The sequence below is a fragment of the Bradyrhizobium sp. SRS-191 genome (genome assembly GCF_024586915.1).
Lineage (GTDB): Bacteria > Pseudomonadota > Alphaproteobacteria > Rhizobiales > Xanthobacteraceae > Bradyrhizobium.
The window spans coordinates 106,692-121,644 of sequence record NZ_JANBVS010000003.1; the positions used below are offsets into that span (position 1 = coordinate 106,692).

At 65.4% G+C, this 14,953-nt stretch carries 14 protein-coding genes; 7 read left to right on the forward strand and 7 right to left on the reverse strand.

Annotated elements, in window-relative coordinates; all coding sequences use genetic code 11:
• Positions 1 to 90: 90 nt before the first annotated feature.
• Together pdxH and NLR35_RS07260 are read left to right on the forward strand one after the other, a co-directional pair.
• Entirely contained in the window at positions 91 to 741 is a 651-nt protein-coding gene (pdxH, locus tag NLR35_RS07255; protein ID WP_257165863.1) for a pyridoxamine 5'-phosphate oxidase, read from the forward strand.
• 137 nt (positions 742 to 878) lie between these two features.
• Positions 879 to 1,631: an SDR family NAD(P)-dependent oxidoreductase gene (locus NLR35_RS07260; RefSeq protein WP_257165864.1), complete on the forward strand. Its 753-nt coding sequence runs from the start codon at positions 879 to 881 to the stop codon at positions 1,629 to 1,631.
• 232 nt (positions 1,632 to 1,863) lie between these two features.
• Here NLR35_RS07260 and NLR35_RS07265 read toward each other — a convergent pair whose 3' ends face one another.
• Both NLR35_RS07265 and NLR35_RS07270 read right to left on the reverse strand, forming a co-directional pair.
• Positions 1,864 to 2,100, reverse strand: coding sequence for a hypothetical protein (locus NLR35_RS07265; RefSeq protein WP_257165865.1), 237 nt, complete (start codon positions 2,098 to 2,100; stop codon positions 1,864 to 1,866).
• Positions 2,101 to 2,516: 416 nt separating this feature from the next.
• Positions 2,517 to 3,494 (reverse strand): magnesium transporter CorA family protein, encoded by a 978-nt coding sequence (locus NLR35_RS07270; RefSeq protein WP_257165866.1) that lies wholly within the window; start codon positions 3,492 to 3,494, stop codon positions 2,517 to 2,519.
• 332 nt (positions 3,495 to 3,826) lie between these two features.
• Between NLR35_RS07270 and NLR35_RS07275 the strand changes: the two genes are divergently transcribed.
• On the forward strand, positions 3,827 to 4,507 hold the full coding sequence (locus NLR35_RS07275; RefSeq protein ID WP_257165867.1) for a L,D-transpeptidase: 681 nt from the start codon (positions 3,827 to 3,829) through the stop codon (positions 4,505 to 4,507).
• 160 nt (positions 4,508 to 4,667) lie between these two features.
• Here NLR35_RS07275 and NLR35_RS07280 read toward each other — a convergent pair whose 3' ends face one another.
• Positions 4,668 to 5,810, reverse strand: a complete 1,143-nt coding sequence (locus NLR35_RS07280; protein ID WP_257165868.1) for an extensin family protein — start codon at positions 5,808 to 5,810, stop codon at positions 4,668 to 4,670.
• Here NLR35_RS07280 and NLR35_RS07285 point away from each other — a divergent pair.
• The 3 genes from NLR35_RS07285 to NLR35_RS07295 all read left to right on the forward strand — a co-directional run bounded on the left by NLR35_RS07285 (position 5,767) and on the right by NLR35_RS07295 (position 8,658).
• Positions 5,767 to 5,937, forward strand: coding sequence for a hypothetical protein (locus NLR35_RS07285; protein ID WP_257166173.1), 171 nt, complete (start codon positions 5,767 to 5,769; stop codon positions 5,935 to 5,937). The genes NLR35_RS07280 and NLR35_RS07285 overlap by 44 nt on opposite strands.
• Positions 5,937 to 7,565, forward strand: a complete 1,629-nt coding sequence (locus NLR35_RS07290; protein ID WP_257165869.1) for a fatty-acid--CoA ligase — start codon at positions 5,937 to 5,939, stop codon at positions 7,563 to 7,565. Before NLR35_RS07285 ends, NLR35_RS07290 begins: the two co-directional genes overlap by 1 nt.
• Before the next feature lie 232 nt (positions 7,566 to 7,797).
• On the forward strand, positions 7,798 to 8,658 hold the full coding sequence (locus NLR35_RS07295) for a DUF1499 domain-containing protein (protein WP_257165870.1): 861 nt from the start codon (positions 7,798 to 7,800) through the stop codon (positions 8,656 to 8,658).
• 93 nt (positions 8,659 to 8,751) lie between these two features.
• Here the strand turns inward: NLR35_RS07295 and NLR35_RS07300 are convergent, their stop codons facing one another.
• The 3 genes from NLR35_RS07300 to ribB all read right to left on the reverse strand — a co-directional run bounded on the left by NLR35_RS07300 (position 8,752) and on the right by ribB (position 12,155).
• Positions 8,752 to 9,669: an MBL fold metallo-hydrolase gene (locus NLR35_RS07300; RefSeq protein ID WP_257165871.1), complete on the reverse strand. Its 918-nt coding sequence runs from the start codon at positions 9,667 to 9,669 to the stop codon at positions 8,752 to 8,754.
• Positions 9,670 to 9,800: 131 nt separating this feature from the next.
• Positions 9,801 to 11,015, reverse strand: coding sequence for an acyl-CoA dehydrogenase (locus NLR35_RS07305; protein ID WP_257165872.1), 1,215 nt, complete (start codon positions 11,013 to 11,015; stop codon positions 9,801 to 9,803).
• Between the two features lie 63 nt (positions 11,016 to 11,078).
• Positions 11,079 to 12,155 carry a 3,4-dihydroxy-2-butanone-4-phosphate synthase gene (gene ribB, locus NLR35_RS07310; RefSeq protein WP_006609422.1) on the reverse strand — a complete coding sequence of 359 codons (1,077 nt, stop codon included), beginning with the start codon at positions 12,153 to 12,155 and terminating at the stop codon, positions 11,079 to 11,081.
• 179 nt (positions 12,156 to 12,334) lie between these two features.
• Here ribB and NLR35_RS07315 point away from each other — a divergent pair, with 179 nt between their 5' ends.
• The gene (locus NLR35_RS07315; protein ID WP_257165873.1) at positions 12,335 to 13,573 is read left to right on the forward strand and encodes a PLP-dependent aminotransferase family protein; all 1,239 of its coding nucleotides are present in this window, start codon (positions 12,335 to 12,337) and stop codon (positions 13,571 to 13,573) included.
• 9 nt (positions 13,574 to 13,582) lie between these two features.
• Here NLR35_RS07315 and NLR35_RS07320 read toward each other — a convergent pair whose 3' ends face one another.
• Positions 13,583 to 14,863, reverse strand: a complete 1,281-nt coding sequence (locus NLR35_RS07320; protein WP_257165874.1) for an amidohydrolase/deacetylase family metallohydrolase — start codon at positions 14,861 to 14,863, stop codon at positions 13,583 to 13,585.
• Positions 14,864 to 14,953: the final 90 nt, after the last annotated feature.

A 14,953-nucleotide genomic window follows, 5' to 3' on the forward strand; every position in this document is an offset into this window, starting at 1 on the left:
GCCGGACCGATGCCCTATATAGGGCCGGACCAGAATGAACTCGCACGCGCCTGGCCGCGGGTGAACGCAAAACTCGGACTCCCCAAAGACATGACCGACCCCACGAGCATCAAACACCAGACAACCTTAACATCCGGTACATCGGCCGATTTTACCCAGGCCGGCGAGCCGTTTGCGCTGTTTGCCGAGTGGTTCGCGGAGGCCACCAAGAGCGAGCCGAACGATCCGAATGCGATGGCGCTGTCGACGGTCGATGCGGACGGGTTGCCGGACGTGCGCATGGTGCTGATGAAGGGCTATGACGCCGATGGCTTCGTGTTCTACAGCCATAAGGCCAGCCAGAAGGGCCAGGAGCTCGCCGCCAATCCGAAGGCCGCGCTGCTGTTTCACTGGAAGTCGCTGCGCCGCCAGGTCCGCATCCGCGGCCTGGTGACGCCGGTGACCGACGCGGAGGCCGACGCCTATTTCGCCAGCCGGCCGAAGCAGGCGCAACTCGGCGCCTGGGCGAGCAAACAGTCGCAGCCGCTCGAGAGCCGCTTCGCCTTCGAACAGGCGATCGCCAAGGTCGCCACGCAATACATCATCGGCGAGGTGCCGCGGCCGCCGGGATGGAGCGGCTGGCGCGTCACGCCGGTTCGCATGGAGTTCTGGCACGACCGGCCCTTCCGCCTGCACGACCGCATCGAATTCCGGCGCGAGGCTGCCGGTCAGCCTTGGGCGAAGGTGAGGATGTATCCGTAAGCGGGCTTGTGCCTGGCGCGACGCCTCATCGAACAAACGTCAAACGCGTCGTTCGACATCGATGCGCAGGATTAGCGCAGCGAACACGCAACCATTGTGGTAAGTTGATCCCTCAGGGATCGTGAGAGACCCAGCCTATGCCGAACCCTTCCAACCAGCCGCGGCGCACGATGCTGCTGACCGGCGCCAGCCGCGGCATCGGCCACGCGACGGTGATCCGCTTCTCGTCCGCAGGCTGGCGCGTGCTCACCTGTTCGCGCCATCCCTTTCCGGAGGAATGCCCGTGGGGAGCCGGTCCCGAGGACCACGTCCAGGTCGATCTCTCCGATCCGCAGGATACGCTGCGCGCGATCGCCGAAATCAAGCAGCGCATCGACGGCGGCGAGCTGCATGCGCTGGTCAACAACGCCGCGATCTCGCCGAAGGGATCGGGCGGCGCACGGCTCGGCACCGTCGATACCGATCTCGACACCTGGAATCACGTCTTCCGCGTCAACTTCTTCGCACCGATCATGATGGCGCGCGGCCTGATCAACGAGCTGAAGGCGGCCAAGGGCTCTGTCGTCAACGTGACCTCGATCGCCGGCTCGCGCGTGCACCCCTTTGCGGGGGCGGCCTACGCGACGTCCAAGGCCGCGCTCGCGGCGCTGACCCGCGAGATGGCCTCGGATTTCGGCCGCGTCGGCGTGCGCGTCAACTCGATCGCCCCCGGCGAGATCGACACCTCGATCCTGTCGCCCGGCACCGAGAAGATCGTGCAGGAGCAGATTCCGATGCAGCGGCTCGGCACACCCGACGAGGTCGCCAAGATCATCTACGTGCTGTGCACCGAGACCAGCTCCTATGTGAACGGTGCCGAGATCCACATCAACGGCGGCCAGCACGTCTGACCAAGGGCCCCGCGCGTCGCCGGCTTGGTTCACGCCAGCTTGCGGTCGTCAACGAGTCCGGGCTGATGACGCCAAGGCGCGATTAACGCCGTCTGCAAAGATCGGCTCGACATCGTTGGGTGCCACAAACTGAAAGCGCCTCCGTCGAGGAGGCGCTGCAGTTCTTCCCATGCGGAAGTTGGACGATCGGACCGGCAGATTTACCGAAGTCCGTACGATCGAGAACGCCGGTTCAGCCTTCGCACACCAGGCCACGGAGGATCTGCGCGGCGCGCCAGCGCAGACGATCGGTCTCGACGTTCAGCGCGCTGGAGCAATCGTCCTCGCGCTCGTCGTCCTCCAGCTCTGCGCCGCAATAGCTGCAGGTCCGGGGCGACAGCGCATGGGCCACGACAGTGCCGGCGCGGCCGCGCTGATAGCTGGCGAGCTCGACCACGTTGTTCGATGCCGTTATGCGTTTCTCAACCATTGCCGCCTCTTCGCCCCGGGCGCGATCAACGCACCCTCCAGCTTCGCCTTGCATGCCAAGCGCCGAAGCGCTCGTTTTCGGTCATGCCTACGTGCTGACTTATCGCAGAGAAGTTTCGATCAAACGTTCAGTGTTCCCGTCAAATTTTACCTGAGGAATTGAGGCGCCTTTGCAGCCGCGTTGCGGCGGACCTAACAACTATTTCCCGGCATATCTTGCCGCGCCGCGCTTGTGTCGACTGAAGTGCATAGCGCCATACCAGCGACCGGGATTTCGATGAGCGAACATGTCCCGAGCTGCTAACAACACGGCGCCAACGAGGCCTCCAGCAGCGCGTCGTGCGGTATCCGATCAGCCGATCTTGCAGACGAGAGACGACAATCGGCCTCGCCAGGAAATCGGCGATGGCCGCTGCACTACAGCCACTTCTTCAGCTTGAAGATGTAGTACGGCACGATCGCACAGATCAGCATCAGCACCAGCGCCATCGGATAGCCGTGGGCCCATTCCAGCTCCGGCATCATCTTGAAGTTCATGCCGTAGATCGACGCGATCAAGGTGGGCGGCATCAGCACGACCGCCATGACCGAGAACAGCTTGATGATGTTGTTCTGCTCGAGATTGACGACGCCGAGCATCGCGTCGAGCACGAAGGTGATCTTGCCGGCGAGATAGGACGCGTGATCAGTCAGCGAGGCCACATCGCGCTGCATGGTCTTGAGCTGCTCGCGCATGTCCTTCGACCACTTCACGCCTTCGACCACGGCCGAGAGGAAGGTGACGAGCCGCCCGATCGAGACGAGGCTTTCGCGCACCTTCGAGGTCAAATCTCCCTTGCGGCCGATCGCGATCAGGATCTGCGAATACTGCTTGGCGTGGCCGTGCCGCTCGTTGTTGGGCTCGAAGATCTCGTGGCTGACCTGGTCGATGTCGGCACCGACCCGCTCGAGAATGTCGGCGCAGCGATCGATCACGGCGTCGAGCAGCTCCATCAGCACCATCTCGCCGGTGATGCCGGGCGCGCAGCTGCGGGCGAGCTTGGCCTCCACCACCGCGAACGGCCGCGGCTGGTCGTAGCGCACCGTCACCAGGCGGTGGCCGGCGAGGATGAAGGTCACGGCCGTGGTCCTGGGCATGTCGGTGTCGGAGTGGCACATCAGCGTCGCGGTCATGTAGCGGGCGCCGTTCTCGATGTAGAGCCGGCTGGAGATCTCGATCTCCTGCATGTCCTCCCGCGTCGGCACCGCAATCCCGGCCAGCTGTTCGACGGCGCGATCCTCGGCGCTGCTCGGGTTCACGAGATCGACCCAGACCGCATTCTCCGGCAGGGCTGCGGGATCGGTGACGGCCGCCTTCTTGAGCGAGGACTCCGACGGGACGAACACCGAGAACATAGAGAAGCTCCGAATCGCGAGACGTGGTTTTCGGCGGATTTACCGGCGGGGTGCTGCCGCCTTGTGACGCAGCTTGCCGGCACGGTCCATCGGCATTTTGCGATCGGGCCGACGCACGCGTAGAACGGTGCGACCGTGCCATTCGGAGCACAGCTGTGGATGGCCGGCCGGATTCTTGCGACAAAAAAGCAACAATCACGGCGCTGCAGCGTGACTTGTGCGTGTATCGGCTGGAATCGAGATCGATTTTGACGATAATGGGACATCTGGAATCGCGATGCAGTGGTGCGGCCGCGGCATTGCAACGTCAGCTATCAATTGGAAGTGGTGAGATGTCGCTGAAGGTGAAACTCGGACTCCTGGCCGCCGGCCTGATGTTGTCGGGCTGCATGCAGGCCACGACCTATGAGGCGACCAACACCCAGGCTTTCAAGCCGAAGGACAAGGAACTTCTCGCGAAGATCCGCTATACCAACACCCCGGTGGCCGAGCCGTACCGCCGCGCGATCGTCGACTATCACCGCAAGGAAGCCGCGGGCTCCATCGTCGTCGATTCCGACGCCCATTACCTCTATTATGTGCTCGATGGCGGCAAGGCGATCCGTTACGGCATCACCGTCGGCGAAGAGGCCATGGCCTGGTCCGGCATCGCCAAGGTCGGCGCCATGACGGAATGGCCGGCCTGGCATCCGACCAAGAGCGAGATCGAGCGCCTGGGCGTGCCGACCTTCGTGGCAGCCGGCCCCGACAATCCGATGGGCTCGCGCGCGATGTATCTCTATGCCAACGGCAAGGACACGCTGTTCCGCATCCACGGCACCAACCAGCCGGAATATATCGGCGCGTCGATCTCCTCAGGCTGCATCCGCCTGACCAACGAGGACGCGATCGACCTCTACAACCGGGTCAAGGTCGGCACCATCGTCGTCGTGCTGGATCCGAAGAAGGGCGATTCGCCCTACAAGCCGCAGATGGCCCTGCAGGGCGGCGGCACCTACGCGGCGATGCAGTAAGCCTCGCCCGCACACGAGATCAAAAGCCGAGAAACGCGTTTAGCATCCTTTTCAAAGGCGCCGGTCATCCGGCGCCTTTTTGTTTTCGGGCTTTGCTGAAGGCGCCGCCCTCCGCCGGTCTGGCGATCCCGCGGGCGGTCGACGAGCCGAATGCGCACGCTCAGGATCGGCTCTTGTGCTTCTTCTTGCTGCCCTTGGAGTGCACCGCTGGCGGTGGAGGTGCAGGCGCTGCCGGTTCGGTCTCGTCAGCCTCGGCTGCATCGCTGGGGGCCGGCTCGGCCTTCGGCTTCTCCGCCTCCGTCGCACCGGATGATCCGGGCCGGGCCGCGGCCTTCTCGCCCTTCCCTGCCTCATCGGCCTCCGCCGTCTCCCGCGGCGGCGCATCGTCCGGCCGCACCGCCGGCATCAAGGGTGCGACTTTCGGCAGGGGATCGAGCACGTCCCATTGGCAGATGCGGTAGTTGCTGCGGCGCTCGGCGAGATCGAGGTGGATGTGATCCTCGTGATACCAGTCCGAATCGGGGCCCAGCACGGTCGTGAAATACGTGCACACGGAATGCAGCACCGTCTCGCGCAGATCGCGCGGCTGGGTGCGATCGGTGAGCTCGATCATGCGCCCGTCCGCGAGCTTGAAGCCGCGCACGTCGAGCGCATTGGCGCGGCCATGCTCCGACATCTGCGCGCCGGCGATGTTGTTGCGGCCGCGGCATTGGTACGAATCGTAATTGTCGAGCGCAGCGATCGGACTGCCCAGCCGGGCGGCGAGCGGGACCAGATCGCTGCGGACCCAGTTCGCCACGGCAGTGGCCATCGTGCAGCGCATGGTCGCGGCCGGCGTCAATGCCACGCGTCGCTTGTCCGGCAGCACCACGGCCTCGAGCCGCACCAGATCGTCGCCGCCGCAGGCGCCGGGGCCCTTGATCGGGGGGATCGACGGCGCGATCGCGATCTCCTCGGTCAGAGCTTGCCGGCAGGCGGAAAGCTGTGGCGCAGGCGGAGCCTTCGCCTCGCGATTGGCTTCGCCTGGCTCCTTTCCGGGCTCGCGAGCCTCCTTCTCAGCATTGGGCGGTTTGCCGGCACCGTCGGCCGAATCAGCCGGCGCAGCGGCCTTGGCGCCGGCCCGCGGCGGCGCCGTATCTGGCCGGGGCTGCGGCAGCGGCACGGCAGCCATCGGGACGCGCCGCACGGCCGATTCGGTGGCGGCGCGCGTCTGCGCTTGGCCGCCGTCCCGGGATCGCGCGGCAGCCGGCGGAGCGGCCATGAGCCAGCTCAATGCAATGGTCGCGGCGGCAGCGCTAACCATCGCGCCCGGCGCGACGGTTTGGCTCCCACAAGGCCATTTGCGCGCGCTGCGGCGCGCGCTAAAATTCACGAAACGGACCAAAAGACCCTCGCTGCCTAAAGCGAACACCACCGGAGGAACGACCTGATGCTTGGATTGATGCAAGACTGGCCCCTGCTTTGCCACCGGATCATCGAGCATGCAGCGACGATCCACGGCTCCCAGGAGGTCGTGACGCGCTCGGTCGAAGGCCCCATCGTTCGCACCACCTATCGGCAAATCCACGACCGCGCGCTCAAGGTTTCACAGAAGCTGACGCGCGACGGCATCAAGCTCGGCGACCGCGTCGCCACCATCGCCTGGAATACCGGCCGCCATCTCGAAGTGTGGTACGGCATTATGGGAATCGGCGCGATCTGTCACACGGTCAATCCGCGCCTGTTCCCGGAACAGATCGCCTGGATCGTCAATCACGCCCAGGACCGCATCGTCATCGCCGACCTGACCTTCGTGCCGCTGCTGGAGAAGCTCGCCGACAAGCTGCCGAGCGTCGAGCGCTACGTGGTGCTCACCGACGCCGCGCACATGCCGGAGACGACGCTGAAGAACGCCGTCGCCTACGAATCGTGGATCGGCGAGGCCGATGGCGATTTCAAGTGGGGCACCTTCGACGAGAACACCGCAGCGGCGATGTGCTACACCTCGGGCACCACGGGTGATCCCAAGGGCGTGCTGTATTCGCATCGGTCGAACGTGCTGCATGCGTTGATGGCCAATTCCAGGGATTCGCTCGGCACCTCAGCCGCAGACACAATGCTTCCGGTGGTTCCGCTGTTCCATGCCAACAGCTGGGGCATCGCATTCTCCGCGCCGTCGATGGGCACCAAGCTGGTGATGCCCGGGCCGAAGCTCGACGGCGCCTCGGTCTATGAGCTGCTCGACACCGAGAAGGTGACCTACACCGCCGGCGTGCCCACGGTATGGCTGATGCTGCTGCAGCACATGCAGGCGCATAAGCTCACCCTGCCGCATCTGAAGATGGTGGTGTGCGGCGGCTCGGCGATGCCGCGCTCGATGATCCAGGCGTTCCTCGACATGGGCATCGGCGTGCGTCACGCCTGGGGCATGACCGAGATGAGCCCGATCGGCACGCTCGCGACTCTCAAGCCGCCGTTCCTCGACGCCTCTGGCGATGCCAAGCTCGACATCCTGCAGACACAGGGCTTCCCGCCGTTCGGCGTCGAGATGAAGATCACCGACGATGCCGGCGCCAAGCTGCCGTGGGATGGCAAGACTTTCGGCCGGCTCAAGGTCTCGGGCCCCGCGGTGTCGAAGGCCTACTACAAGGTCGAGACCAACATTCTCGATGACGCTGGTTTCTTCGACACCGGCGACGTCGCCACCGTCGATCCCCATGGCTTCATGCGCATCACCGACCGCTCCAAGGACGTGATCAAGTCCGGCGGCGAGTGGATCTCCTCGATCGATCTGGAGAACCTCGCCGTGGGCCATCCCGCCGTCGCGGAAGCGGCGGTGATCGGCGTCTACCATCCGAAATGGGACGAGCGGCCGTTGCTGATCGTGCAGCTCAAGCAGGGCCAGACCACGACGCGCGAGGACATCCTGAAATACATGGAAGGCAAGATCGCGAAGTGGTGGATGCCCGACGACGTCGCCTTCGTCGACGGCATCCCGCACACCGCGACCGGCAAGATCCTGAAGACCGCGCTGCGCGAGCAGTTCAAGGCGTATCGCTTCCCGAACGCGGCGGCGTAGCCGTCGACACCAGACGTCGCGATGGAACGGCCCCTCGTCTCCTGGAGGGGCCGTTTTGCGTTGTTGGCCTGCACGCCGCAGCGATCGTGCCCTTGGCTCGCGCGAAGGCTGCCGGCTGCTGCTCATGAAGCTTGGGGGTGCTGGCAAAGGCCTTGAATTTGCATCCTCACCATGGTCTCACAGATGCAAAGGCCGTCGCCTGGGACGGTCCAACCCGGCAGTTCCTGACACGATGGCCCGCAGGTTTCACGCCCCCTATCTGTCGGAGCCGACCTCGAGCCTCGCGACATGGACCCGCAACCTCGCGGTGTTCTCCGTCGTCGCCGTGCTGGTCTCGATCCTGATCCTGCGCTTCGACTTCCTGGAGATGAAGCCGGCCTTGGCGACGTTCTTCGGCGCCCTGGGCCTAGCCATGCTGTCGATCCTGCTCGGGCTCGCCGCCTTCGTCGCCATCTGGCGCAACGGCAGCCGCGGCATGAGCCGGGTGCTGCTCGCCTTCATGATCGACGCCGTGGTGCTGGCCTACCCGGCCTATCTCGCGCTCCAATACCGCAAGCTGCCGAAGATCTACGACATCACCACCGACCCGATCGATCCGCCGCGCTTCGAGGCGCTCGCCGCGCTACGCAACGGCGACGGCACCAACACCGCCGTCTACGCCGGCCTCTATTCCGCCGAGCAGCAGCAGAAATTCTATCCGGACATCGAACCGGTGCAGATCGAGCTGCCGCCCGATCGCGCCTATGCGATCGCGCTGAAGCTGGTCAACCGGCGCAAATGGTTCGTGGTCGACGAGCGCGCGCCGCAGCCGCCGCGCCGGGTCGGCCGCATCGAGGCCGTCGCGCGCACGCCTATCATGGGCTTCCGCGAGGACATCTCGATCCGCATCCAGCCCGACGGCGAGGACTCCCGCATCGATGTCCGCTCCGCCTCGCGCTATTTCGATTCCGACCTCGGCAGCAACGCCGCGCGCGTGACCAAGCTGATCGAGGACCTGTCCAACGCCGGCGAGGCCGAGGCGCAGAAGCCGGTGAAGAAGGTCACGCCGCCGCCGGTGGCGGCCAAGGGCAATGCGAAGACGGTGAAGAAGTGAGGGGGCGAGTGGCGAATAGGGAGTAGCGAATAGGGATGACGTGGAACTGCACTGCTCCCCCTTCCCTACTCGCTACTCCCTATTCGCCATTCGCTACACGAGCCGATACGTTCCGCCGATCACAGGATCGCCGTCCGTCGCGACGATGCCGCGGGCGACGAGATCTTCGAGATGCGCGAGCACGGAATAGCCGGCGGCCGTTGTGAGCCGCGGATCGATGCCGATATAGATCGCCCGCACCATGGTCGGAATGTCCGTCTCGCCCTTGGCGAGGCGATGCAGGATCGAGGCCTCGCGGGCCTGGCGGTGCCGCATCAGGAAACGCGTGTAGCGCGGGCCCTCCGGAATCTCCGGCCCATGGCCTGAGAAATACAGCTCCTCCGGACGGCCCGCGAGCCGCTCCAGCGAGGCCATGTAGTCGACCATCGAACCGTCGGGCGGCGCCACGATGGAAGTCGCCCAGCCCATCACGTGATCGCCGACGAAGGTGGTGCTGCGCTCGCCCCAGGCGAAGGCGAGATGGTTGGCGGTGTGGCCCGGCGTTGCCACCGCCTCGAGCTGCCAGCCCTGCCCTTCGATGACATCGCCATCGGCCACGGTGAAGTCGGGGGCGAAGTCGCGATCGACGCCGGACTCCGGGCTGTGCTTCTCGCTTTCGTAGCGCGGGCGCGACGCGCGATGCGGGCCCTCGGCATAGACGGTCGCGCCGGTCGCCGCCTTCAGCCGTCCGGTGTTCGGCGAGTGATCCCGGTGCGTATGCGTGACGATGATATGCGTCACCGTCTCACCGCGGACGGCGTCCAGCAGCGCCTGCGCATGCGCCTCGTTGTCCGGGCCGGGATCGATGATCGCGACGTTGCCGGTGCCCACGATGTAGCTGACGGTGCCGGTGAAGGTGAACGGGCTCGGATTGTTGCAGAGAACGCGGCGGATGCCGGGACGCACCTCGTCGACGACTCCCGCGGCAAGCGGGAAGTTACGGTTGAACGGGACGTCGTCATTGTCGGCCATGGCGTGCTCGTCGCTTGGTTACTCCGTCATGCCCGGGCTTGACCCGGGCATCCACGCTTCGTGCCCCGCTCAAGACGTGGATGGCCGGGTCAAGCCCGGCCATGACGACGTCCGACAGCGTTCCGTCTCAATCAGAAAAACGCCTGAATGCCGGTGATGGCGCGGCCGAGGATCAGCGCGTGAACGTCGTGCGCGCCCTCATAGGTATTGACCGTCTCGAGGTTCGCGGCGTGACGCATCACGTGATACTCGATCGAGATGCCGTTGCCGCCGTGCATGTCGCGGGCGAGGCGGGCGATGTCGAGCGACTTGCCGCAATTGTTGCGCTTGACGATCGAGATCATCTCCGGCGCCATCTTGCCCTCGTCCATCAGCCGGCCGACGCGAAGCGACGCCTGAAGGCCGAGCGCGATCTCGGTCTCCATGTCGGCAAGCTTCTTCTGCACCAGCTGGGTGGCCGCGAGCGGCTTGCCGAACTGCTTGCGGTCGAGGGTGTACTGGCGGGCGCGATGCATGCAGTCCTCGGCGGCGCCGAGCACGCCCCAGGAGATGCCGTAGCGGGCGCGGTTGAGGCAGCCGAACGGACCCTTGAGGCCGGACACGTTGGGCAGCAGCGCGTCTTCCGGCACCACCACGCCGTCCATCACGACCTCTCCCGTGATCGAGGCGCGCAAGGACAGCTTGCCGCCGATCTTCGGCGCCGACAGGCCCTTCATGCCCTTCTCGAGAATGAAGCCGCGGATCTGGTTGTCATGCGCGGCCGACTTGGCCCACACCACGAACACGTCGGCGATCGGCGCATTAGAGATCCACATCTTGCTGCCGGTCAGGCGATAGCCGTCGGCAACCTTTTCCGCGCGGGTCTTCATGCCCGCCGGATCGGAGCCGGCGTCCGGCTCGGTCAGGCCAAAGCAGCCGACCCATTCGCCGCTGGCGAGCTTCGGCAGATACTTCTTGCGCTGGTTCTCGTCGCCATAGGCGTAGATCGGATACATCACCAGCGAGGACTGAACCGAGTTCATCGAACGATAGCCGGAATCGACGCGCTCGATCTCGCGCGCGACAAGGCCATAGGCGACGTAGCTCGCATTGGCGCAGCCATATTCTTCCGGGAGCGTGATGCCGATCAGGCCGAGTTCGCCCATCTCGTTGAAGATCTCGCGGTCGGTCTTCTCCTCGAGATAGGCCTTGGTCACGCGCGGCAGCAGCTTGTCCTGGGCATAGGCGCGCGCGGTGTCACGCACCATGCGCTCGTCTTCGGTCAGCTGCTCGTCCAGCAGGAAGGGATCGTCCCACTGGAAGCTCGACTGGGCCGGCTTGTCCTTTGCCTGAGGGCGCGCGCTCATGAATGGTCCTTTCGCGTCTCGCTGCGCACGGGTCGCAGCCTCTTGAGGTTAAATCCTGGCTGTTCAGCCTTCAAGCCGCTCATTGGCGACGATCTCGATGCCGAAACCCGACAGGCCCTTATAATCATGGACTGACGAGGTCAGGTTCCGGATCGACGTCACGCCGAGATCGCGCAGGATCTGCGCACCGACGCCGACCTCGCGCCACTGGCGATGGCGATCGGCCTCCGCGGTATGCGGCTCCGTGACGGGCTCGACCGGCACGCCGGCGGCGCCATCCCGCAGATAGATCAGCACGCCGCGGCCGGCCTTCTTGAAGTGCTGCAGCACCGCTTGAATACGCTGCGGACCCGCAATCAGATCCTTCACGATATTGGGCTTGTGCAATCGCGTCAGCACGTTCCTGCCGTCGCCGATACCGTTGTAGACGAAGGCGGCGTGGGTGATCGGATCGAACGGTGAGCGATAGGCGTAACCCTGCAACGGGCCGATCGGGCTCTCGGTCGTGAACATCGACACGCGCTCGATGAGCTTCTCACGCGCCTGCCGGTAGGAGATCAAATCGGCGATCGTGACGTGCTTGAGATTGTGGGCCGCGGCGAAGCGGACGACCTGCTCGCCCTTCATCACGGTGCCGTCGTCATTCATCAACTCCGAGATGACGCCGACCGGCGGCAGCCCCGAGAGCTTGCAGAGATCAACGGCGGCCTCGGTGTGCCCCGAGCGCAGCAGCACGCCGCCGTCGCGCGCGATCAGCGGGAAGATATGGCCGGGGCGCGCGAAATCATTGGCGCCGGCGTTGGGGTTGGCGAGCGCACGGCAGCAGGAGGCGCGCTCCTCCGCCGAGATCCCGGTGCCGCCGTCGGGCTTGTAGTCGATCGAGACCGTGAAGGCCGTGGTGTGGTTGGAATCGTTATGGGCCACCATCGGGTCGAGCCGCAGCCGCCGCGCGTCGTCGGCCGTGATCGGCGCGCAGACGATGCCGGAGGTGTGGCGGATGATGAACGCCATCTTGTCGGGCGTGCACAGCGAGGCCGCAACGATCAGATCGCCCTCGCCCTCGCGATCGTCGTCGTCGGTCACGACGACCATCTCGCCCTTGGCGAAGGCGTGCAGAACTTCCTGGATCGAGTCGGCCATTGCAAAGTCTCGCTGCTTTTTCCGGGGGCTGCTTTAGCCGGGATCGCAGGCGCGCGCCAGAGCAGCGGAACCGCCGCTCGAAGGTCGCCTTCCCCGGGAAAAGAACCTGTCCTGCCAGGACAAGCACCCTGGTATCTGTTTAAAGTCGCGCCAATTCGAGAACAAGGGAGCCGCGCCTCATGGCCGCATTCGATTTTGCACCGCTCCTGGCGGCTGGCCTGCCGGCGCCGGCCGCGCGCTGGACAGGACTGGCCAAATACAGCTTCGTCGGCGGCAACAATGACGCCGACGCCGTGCCCGTGGAGGATCTGCGCGCCGCGGCCGATTCCGTGCTCGCCCGCGAAGGCCGCGCGCTCGCCACCTATGGCCTCGCGCATGGACCGCAAGGCTACCGGCCGCTGCGGGATTTCCTCGCCGCCAAGCTGTCGCGCGACGCCGGCATGCCGGCGCGCGCCGACGACATCATGATCCTCTCAGGCTCCCTTCAAGGGCTTGATCTCGTCAACCAGGCGCTGCTCGTGCCGGGCGACACCGTGATCGTTGAGCAGGACAATTACCAGGGCACGCTGACACGGCTGGCGCGGCTCGGGGTCAAGCCCATTGGAATTCCGCTGGACGGAGACGGGATGCGGACGGATGTGCTGGCCACAGTGCTTGCGGACCTCAAGGATCGCGGCATCAGGCCGAAATACATCTATACCATTCCGACGGTGCAGAACCCGACCGGCACCATCATGCCGGAGAACCGCCGGGCCGAGCTGCTGTGGCTGTCACGCGCCTATGGCGTGCCGGTGTTCGAGGACGATTGCTATGCCGACCTGATCTGGGACGGCAAGCGGCCGCGCGCGATCTACGGCATGTCCGACCATGGCGGCGTGATCCATCTCGGCTCGTTCTCGAAATCGGTCGCTCCGGCGCTGCGCGTGGGCTTCCTGGTCGCGCCCTGGGAGATCATGTCGGTGCTGCTCGCGCTCAAGACCGATGCCGGCTCGGGTGCGCTGGAGCAGATGGTGCTGGCCGAATATTGCAGGCCGCATTTCACGACCCATGTGCCGCAACTCGTTCGCGGGCTGCGCGCCAAGCTGGACACGCTGATGGAGGCGCTCAACGCCGAGTTCGGCACGTCAGCCGAGTTCGAGGCGCCGAAGGGCGGCATCTTCCTGTGGGTCAAGCTGCCGGACCAGGTCGACGCGATGAAGCTCTCGCAGGCCGCAATGAAGCGCGGCGTGTCGATCAATCCGGGCCCGGAATGGTCGACCGACGCCGCGCATGCGCGGAGCCGGCTGCGGCTGTGCTTCGCCAGCCCCTCGCATCAGGAGATCCGCGAGGGCATCGCCGTGCTGGCCGACGTGTGCCACCAGGAGTTCGGCGTGCCCCAGCGGTCGGCCAATGTGGAGCGCGGCAGCGCGCGCGCATAGTCGCGCGGCTCAGCGCACCGAGAAGGGCGACTGATATGGTCGCCCGAATGGCACGCCGTTGATCACGGTCTGCACCGGTTTCAGCTGCAGCTTGCCGTCGCGCTTGTTGCCGCGGGTATCGACGAAGGTGACAGGACCCTCGACGAGATCGACGATCGCAAGGTCGGCCGGCGCCCCGACCTGAAGCGTCCCGAGCTTCGGCGTCCGGCCGATGATCTTCGCCGGAGCCGAGGTCGCCATGCTCACCACCTGCTCCAAGGAGAATCCCATCGCCAGGAACTTGCCCATGACATTGGGCAGGAACGGCATGCCCGGCGTATTGCCGGAGAAGACATGGATGTCCGAGGAGATCGTATCCGGCCCGCAGCCGCCGGGGATCGCGACCTCGGCGACCGCGTAGTCGAAGCTGCCGCCGCCATGGCCGACGTCGAACAGCACGCCGCGCTGCTTGGCGGCAAGCGCTGCCGGCAGCAGCTTGCCGTCCTGCACGATGTTGGTGAAGGCGCCGCCGATGTTCGGGGCGCCGGAATAGGCGTGGGTGAGGATGTCGCCGGGGCGCAGCAGGTCGAGGATCTGCGACATCAGCTCGGCGGTCTCGACGCCGCCGATATGCACCATCATCCGCGCCGGCCAGCCGCACAGCTCGCAGGCCTTGATGCCCCGCTTCAACGGCTCGAGACCGTGCTTGAATATCACGTTCTCCGACATCCGCACCTTCACGCCGAGCAGGAAGTCCGGGTTCTCGGCCAGTGCCATGGCGCAGGCATCGACCTGCGCATTGTCGATGTTGTAGAGCTCGGCGACCGGGAACGCTGACAGGCCGTTGTTGGCGATATGGACGAAGGCGTAGATCCGGGCGCGCGACTGGCCAACGATGAAGCGGCGCAACGCAGCAAGGTTGTTGACGCCGGCGTCGCCGGCCGAGACGACGGTCGTGGTGCCCTGGAATTGCACCAGCTCATCCGGCGGAATCCCGATCGCAGATCCGTAGGGGTAGACGTGACTGTGGAGATCGATCAGACCCGGCATCACCAGCCGGCTGTTGGCGTCGATCGATCGCAGCGCACGCTCTGCCGGGATGTCCGGCTCGACCGCCTCGACGACGCCCCAGCGGATGCCGATGTCGCGCTTGCCCCGCAGCGACTGGCTGGGATCGATGACGTCGCCGCCCTTGATGACCAGGTCGTACTTGTCGGCAGGCCCCATCGCCGCATGAGCAGGCTCCGACATCGCGGCCATTGCGGCCGCTCCGGACGACAACAGGAATTTGCGGCGTGACAACGCTGGCATGATCAGCCTCCCCCTTGATTGTTTGTAGTTGCGGGCAGCATGCGCCCGGACCGCAAAAGCAGCAAGGCTGCCGCCAAAAGAATGAGACTT

Bases quoted from the DNA above. Each gene is read 5' to 3' on its own strand.
- NLR35_RS07285 (WP_257166173.1), top strand. From the start codon at position 5,767: ATGAGCCAGCTCAATGCAATGGTCGCGGCGGCAGCGCTAACCATCGCG.
- ribB (WP_006609422.1), bottom strand. From the start codon at position 12,155: ATGGCCGACTCGATCCAGGAAGTTCTGCACGCCTTCGCCAAGGGCGAG.
- NLR35_RS07300 (WP_257165871.1), bottom strand. From the start codon at position 9,669: ATGGCCGACAATGACGACGTCCCGTTCAACCGTAACTTCCCGCTTGCC.
- NLR35_RS07290 (WP_257165869.1), top strand. From the start codon at position 5,937: ATGCTTGGATTGATGCAAGACTGGCCCCTGCTTTGCCACCGGATCATC.
- NLR35_RS07265 (WP_257165865.1), bottom strand. From the start codon at position 2,100: ATGGTTGAGAAACGCATAACGGCATCGAACAACGTGGTCGAGCTCGCC.
- NLR35_RS07305 (WP_257165872.1), bottom strand. From the start codon at position 11,015: ATGAGCGCGCGCCCTCAGGCAAAGGACAAGCCGGCCCAGTCGAGCTTC.
- NLR35_RS07295 (WP_257165870.1), top strand. From the start codon at position 7,798: ATGGCCCGCAGGTTTCACGCCCCCTATCTGTCGGAGCCGACCTCGAGC.
- NLR35_RS07260 (WP_257165864.1), top strand. From the start codon at position 879: ATGCCGAACCCTTCCAACCAGCCGCGGCGCACGATGCTGCTGACCGGC.
- NLR35_RS07270 (WP_257165866.1), bottom strand. From the start codon at position 3,494: ATGTTCTCGGTGTTCGTCCCGTCGGAGTCCTCGCTCAAGAAGGCGGCC.
- NLR35_RS07280 (WP_257165868.1), bottom strand. From the start codon at position 5,810: ATGGTTAGCGCTGCCGCCGCGACCATTGCATTGAGCTGGCTCATGGCC.
- NLR35_RS07315 (WP_257165873.1), top strand. From the start codon at position 12,335: ATGGCCGCATTCGATTTTGCACCGCTCCTGGCGGCTGGCCTGCCGGCG.
- NLR35_RS07320 (WP_257165874.1), bottom strand. From the start codon at position 14,863: ATGCCAGCGTTGTCACGCCGCAAATTCCTGTTGTCGTCCGGAGCGGCC.
- NLR35_RS07275 (WP_257165867.1), top strand. From the start codon at position 3,827: ATGTCGCTGAAGGTGAAACTCGGACTCCTGGCCGCCGGCCTGATGTTG.
- pdxH (WP_257165863.1), top strand. From the start codon at position 91: ATGACCGACCCCACGAGCATCAAACACCAGACAACCTTAACATCCGGT.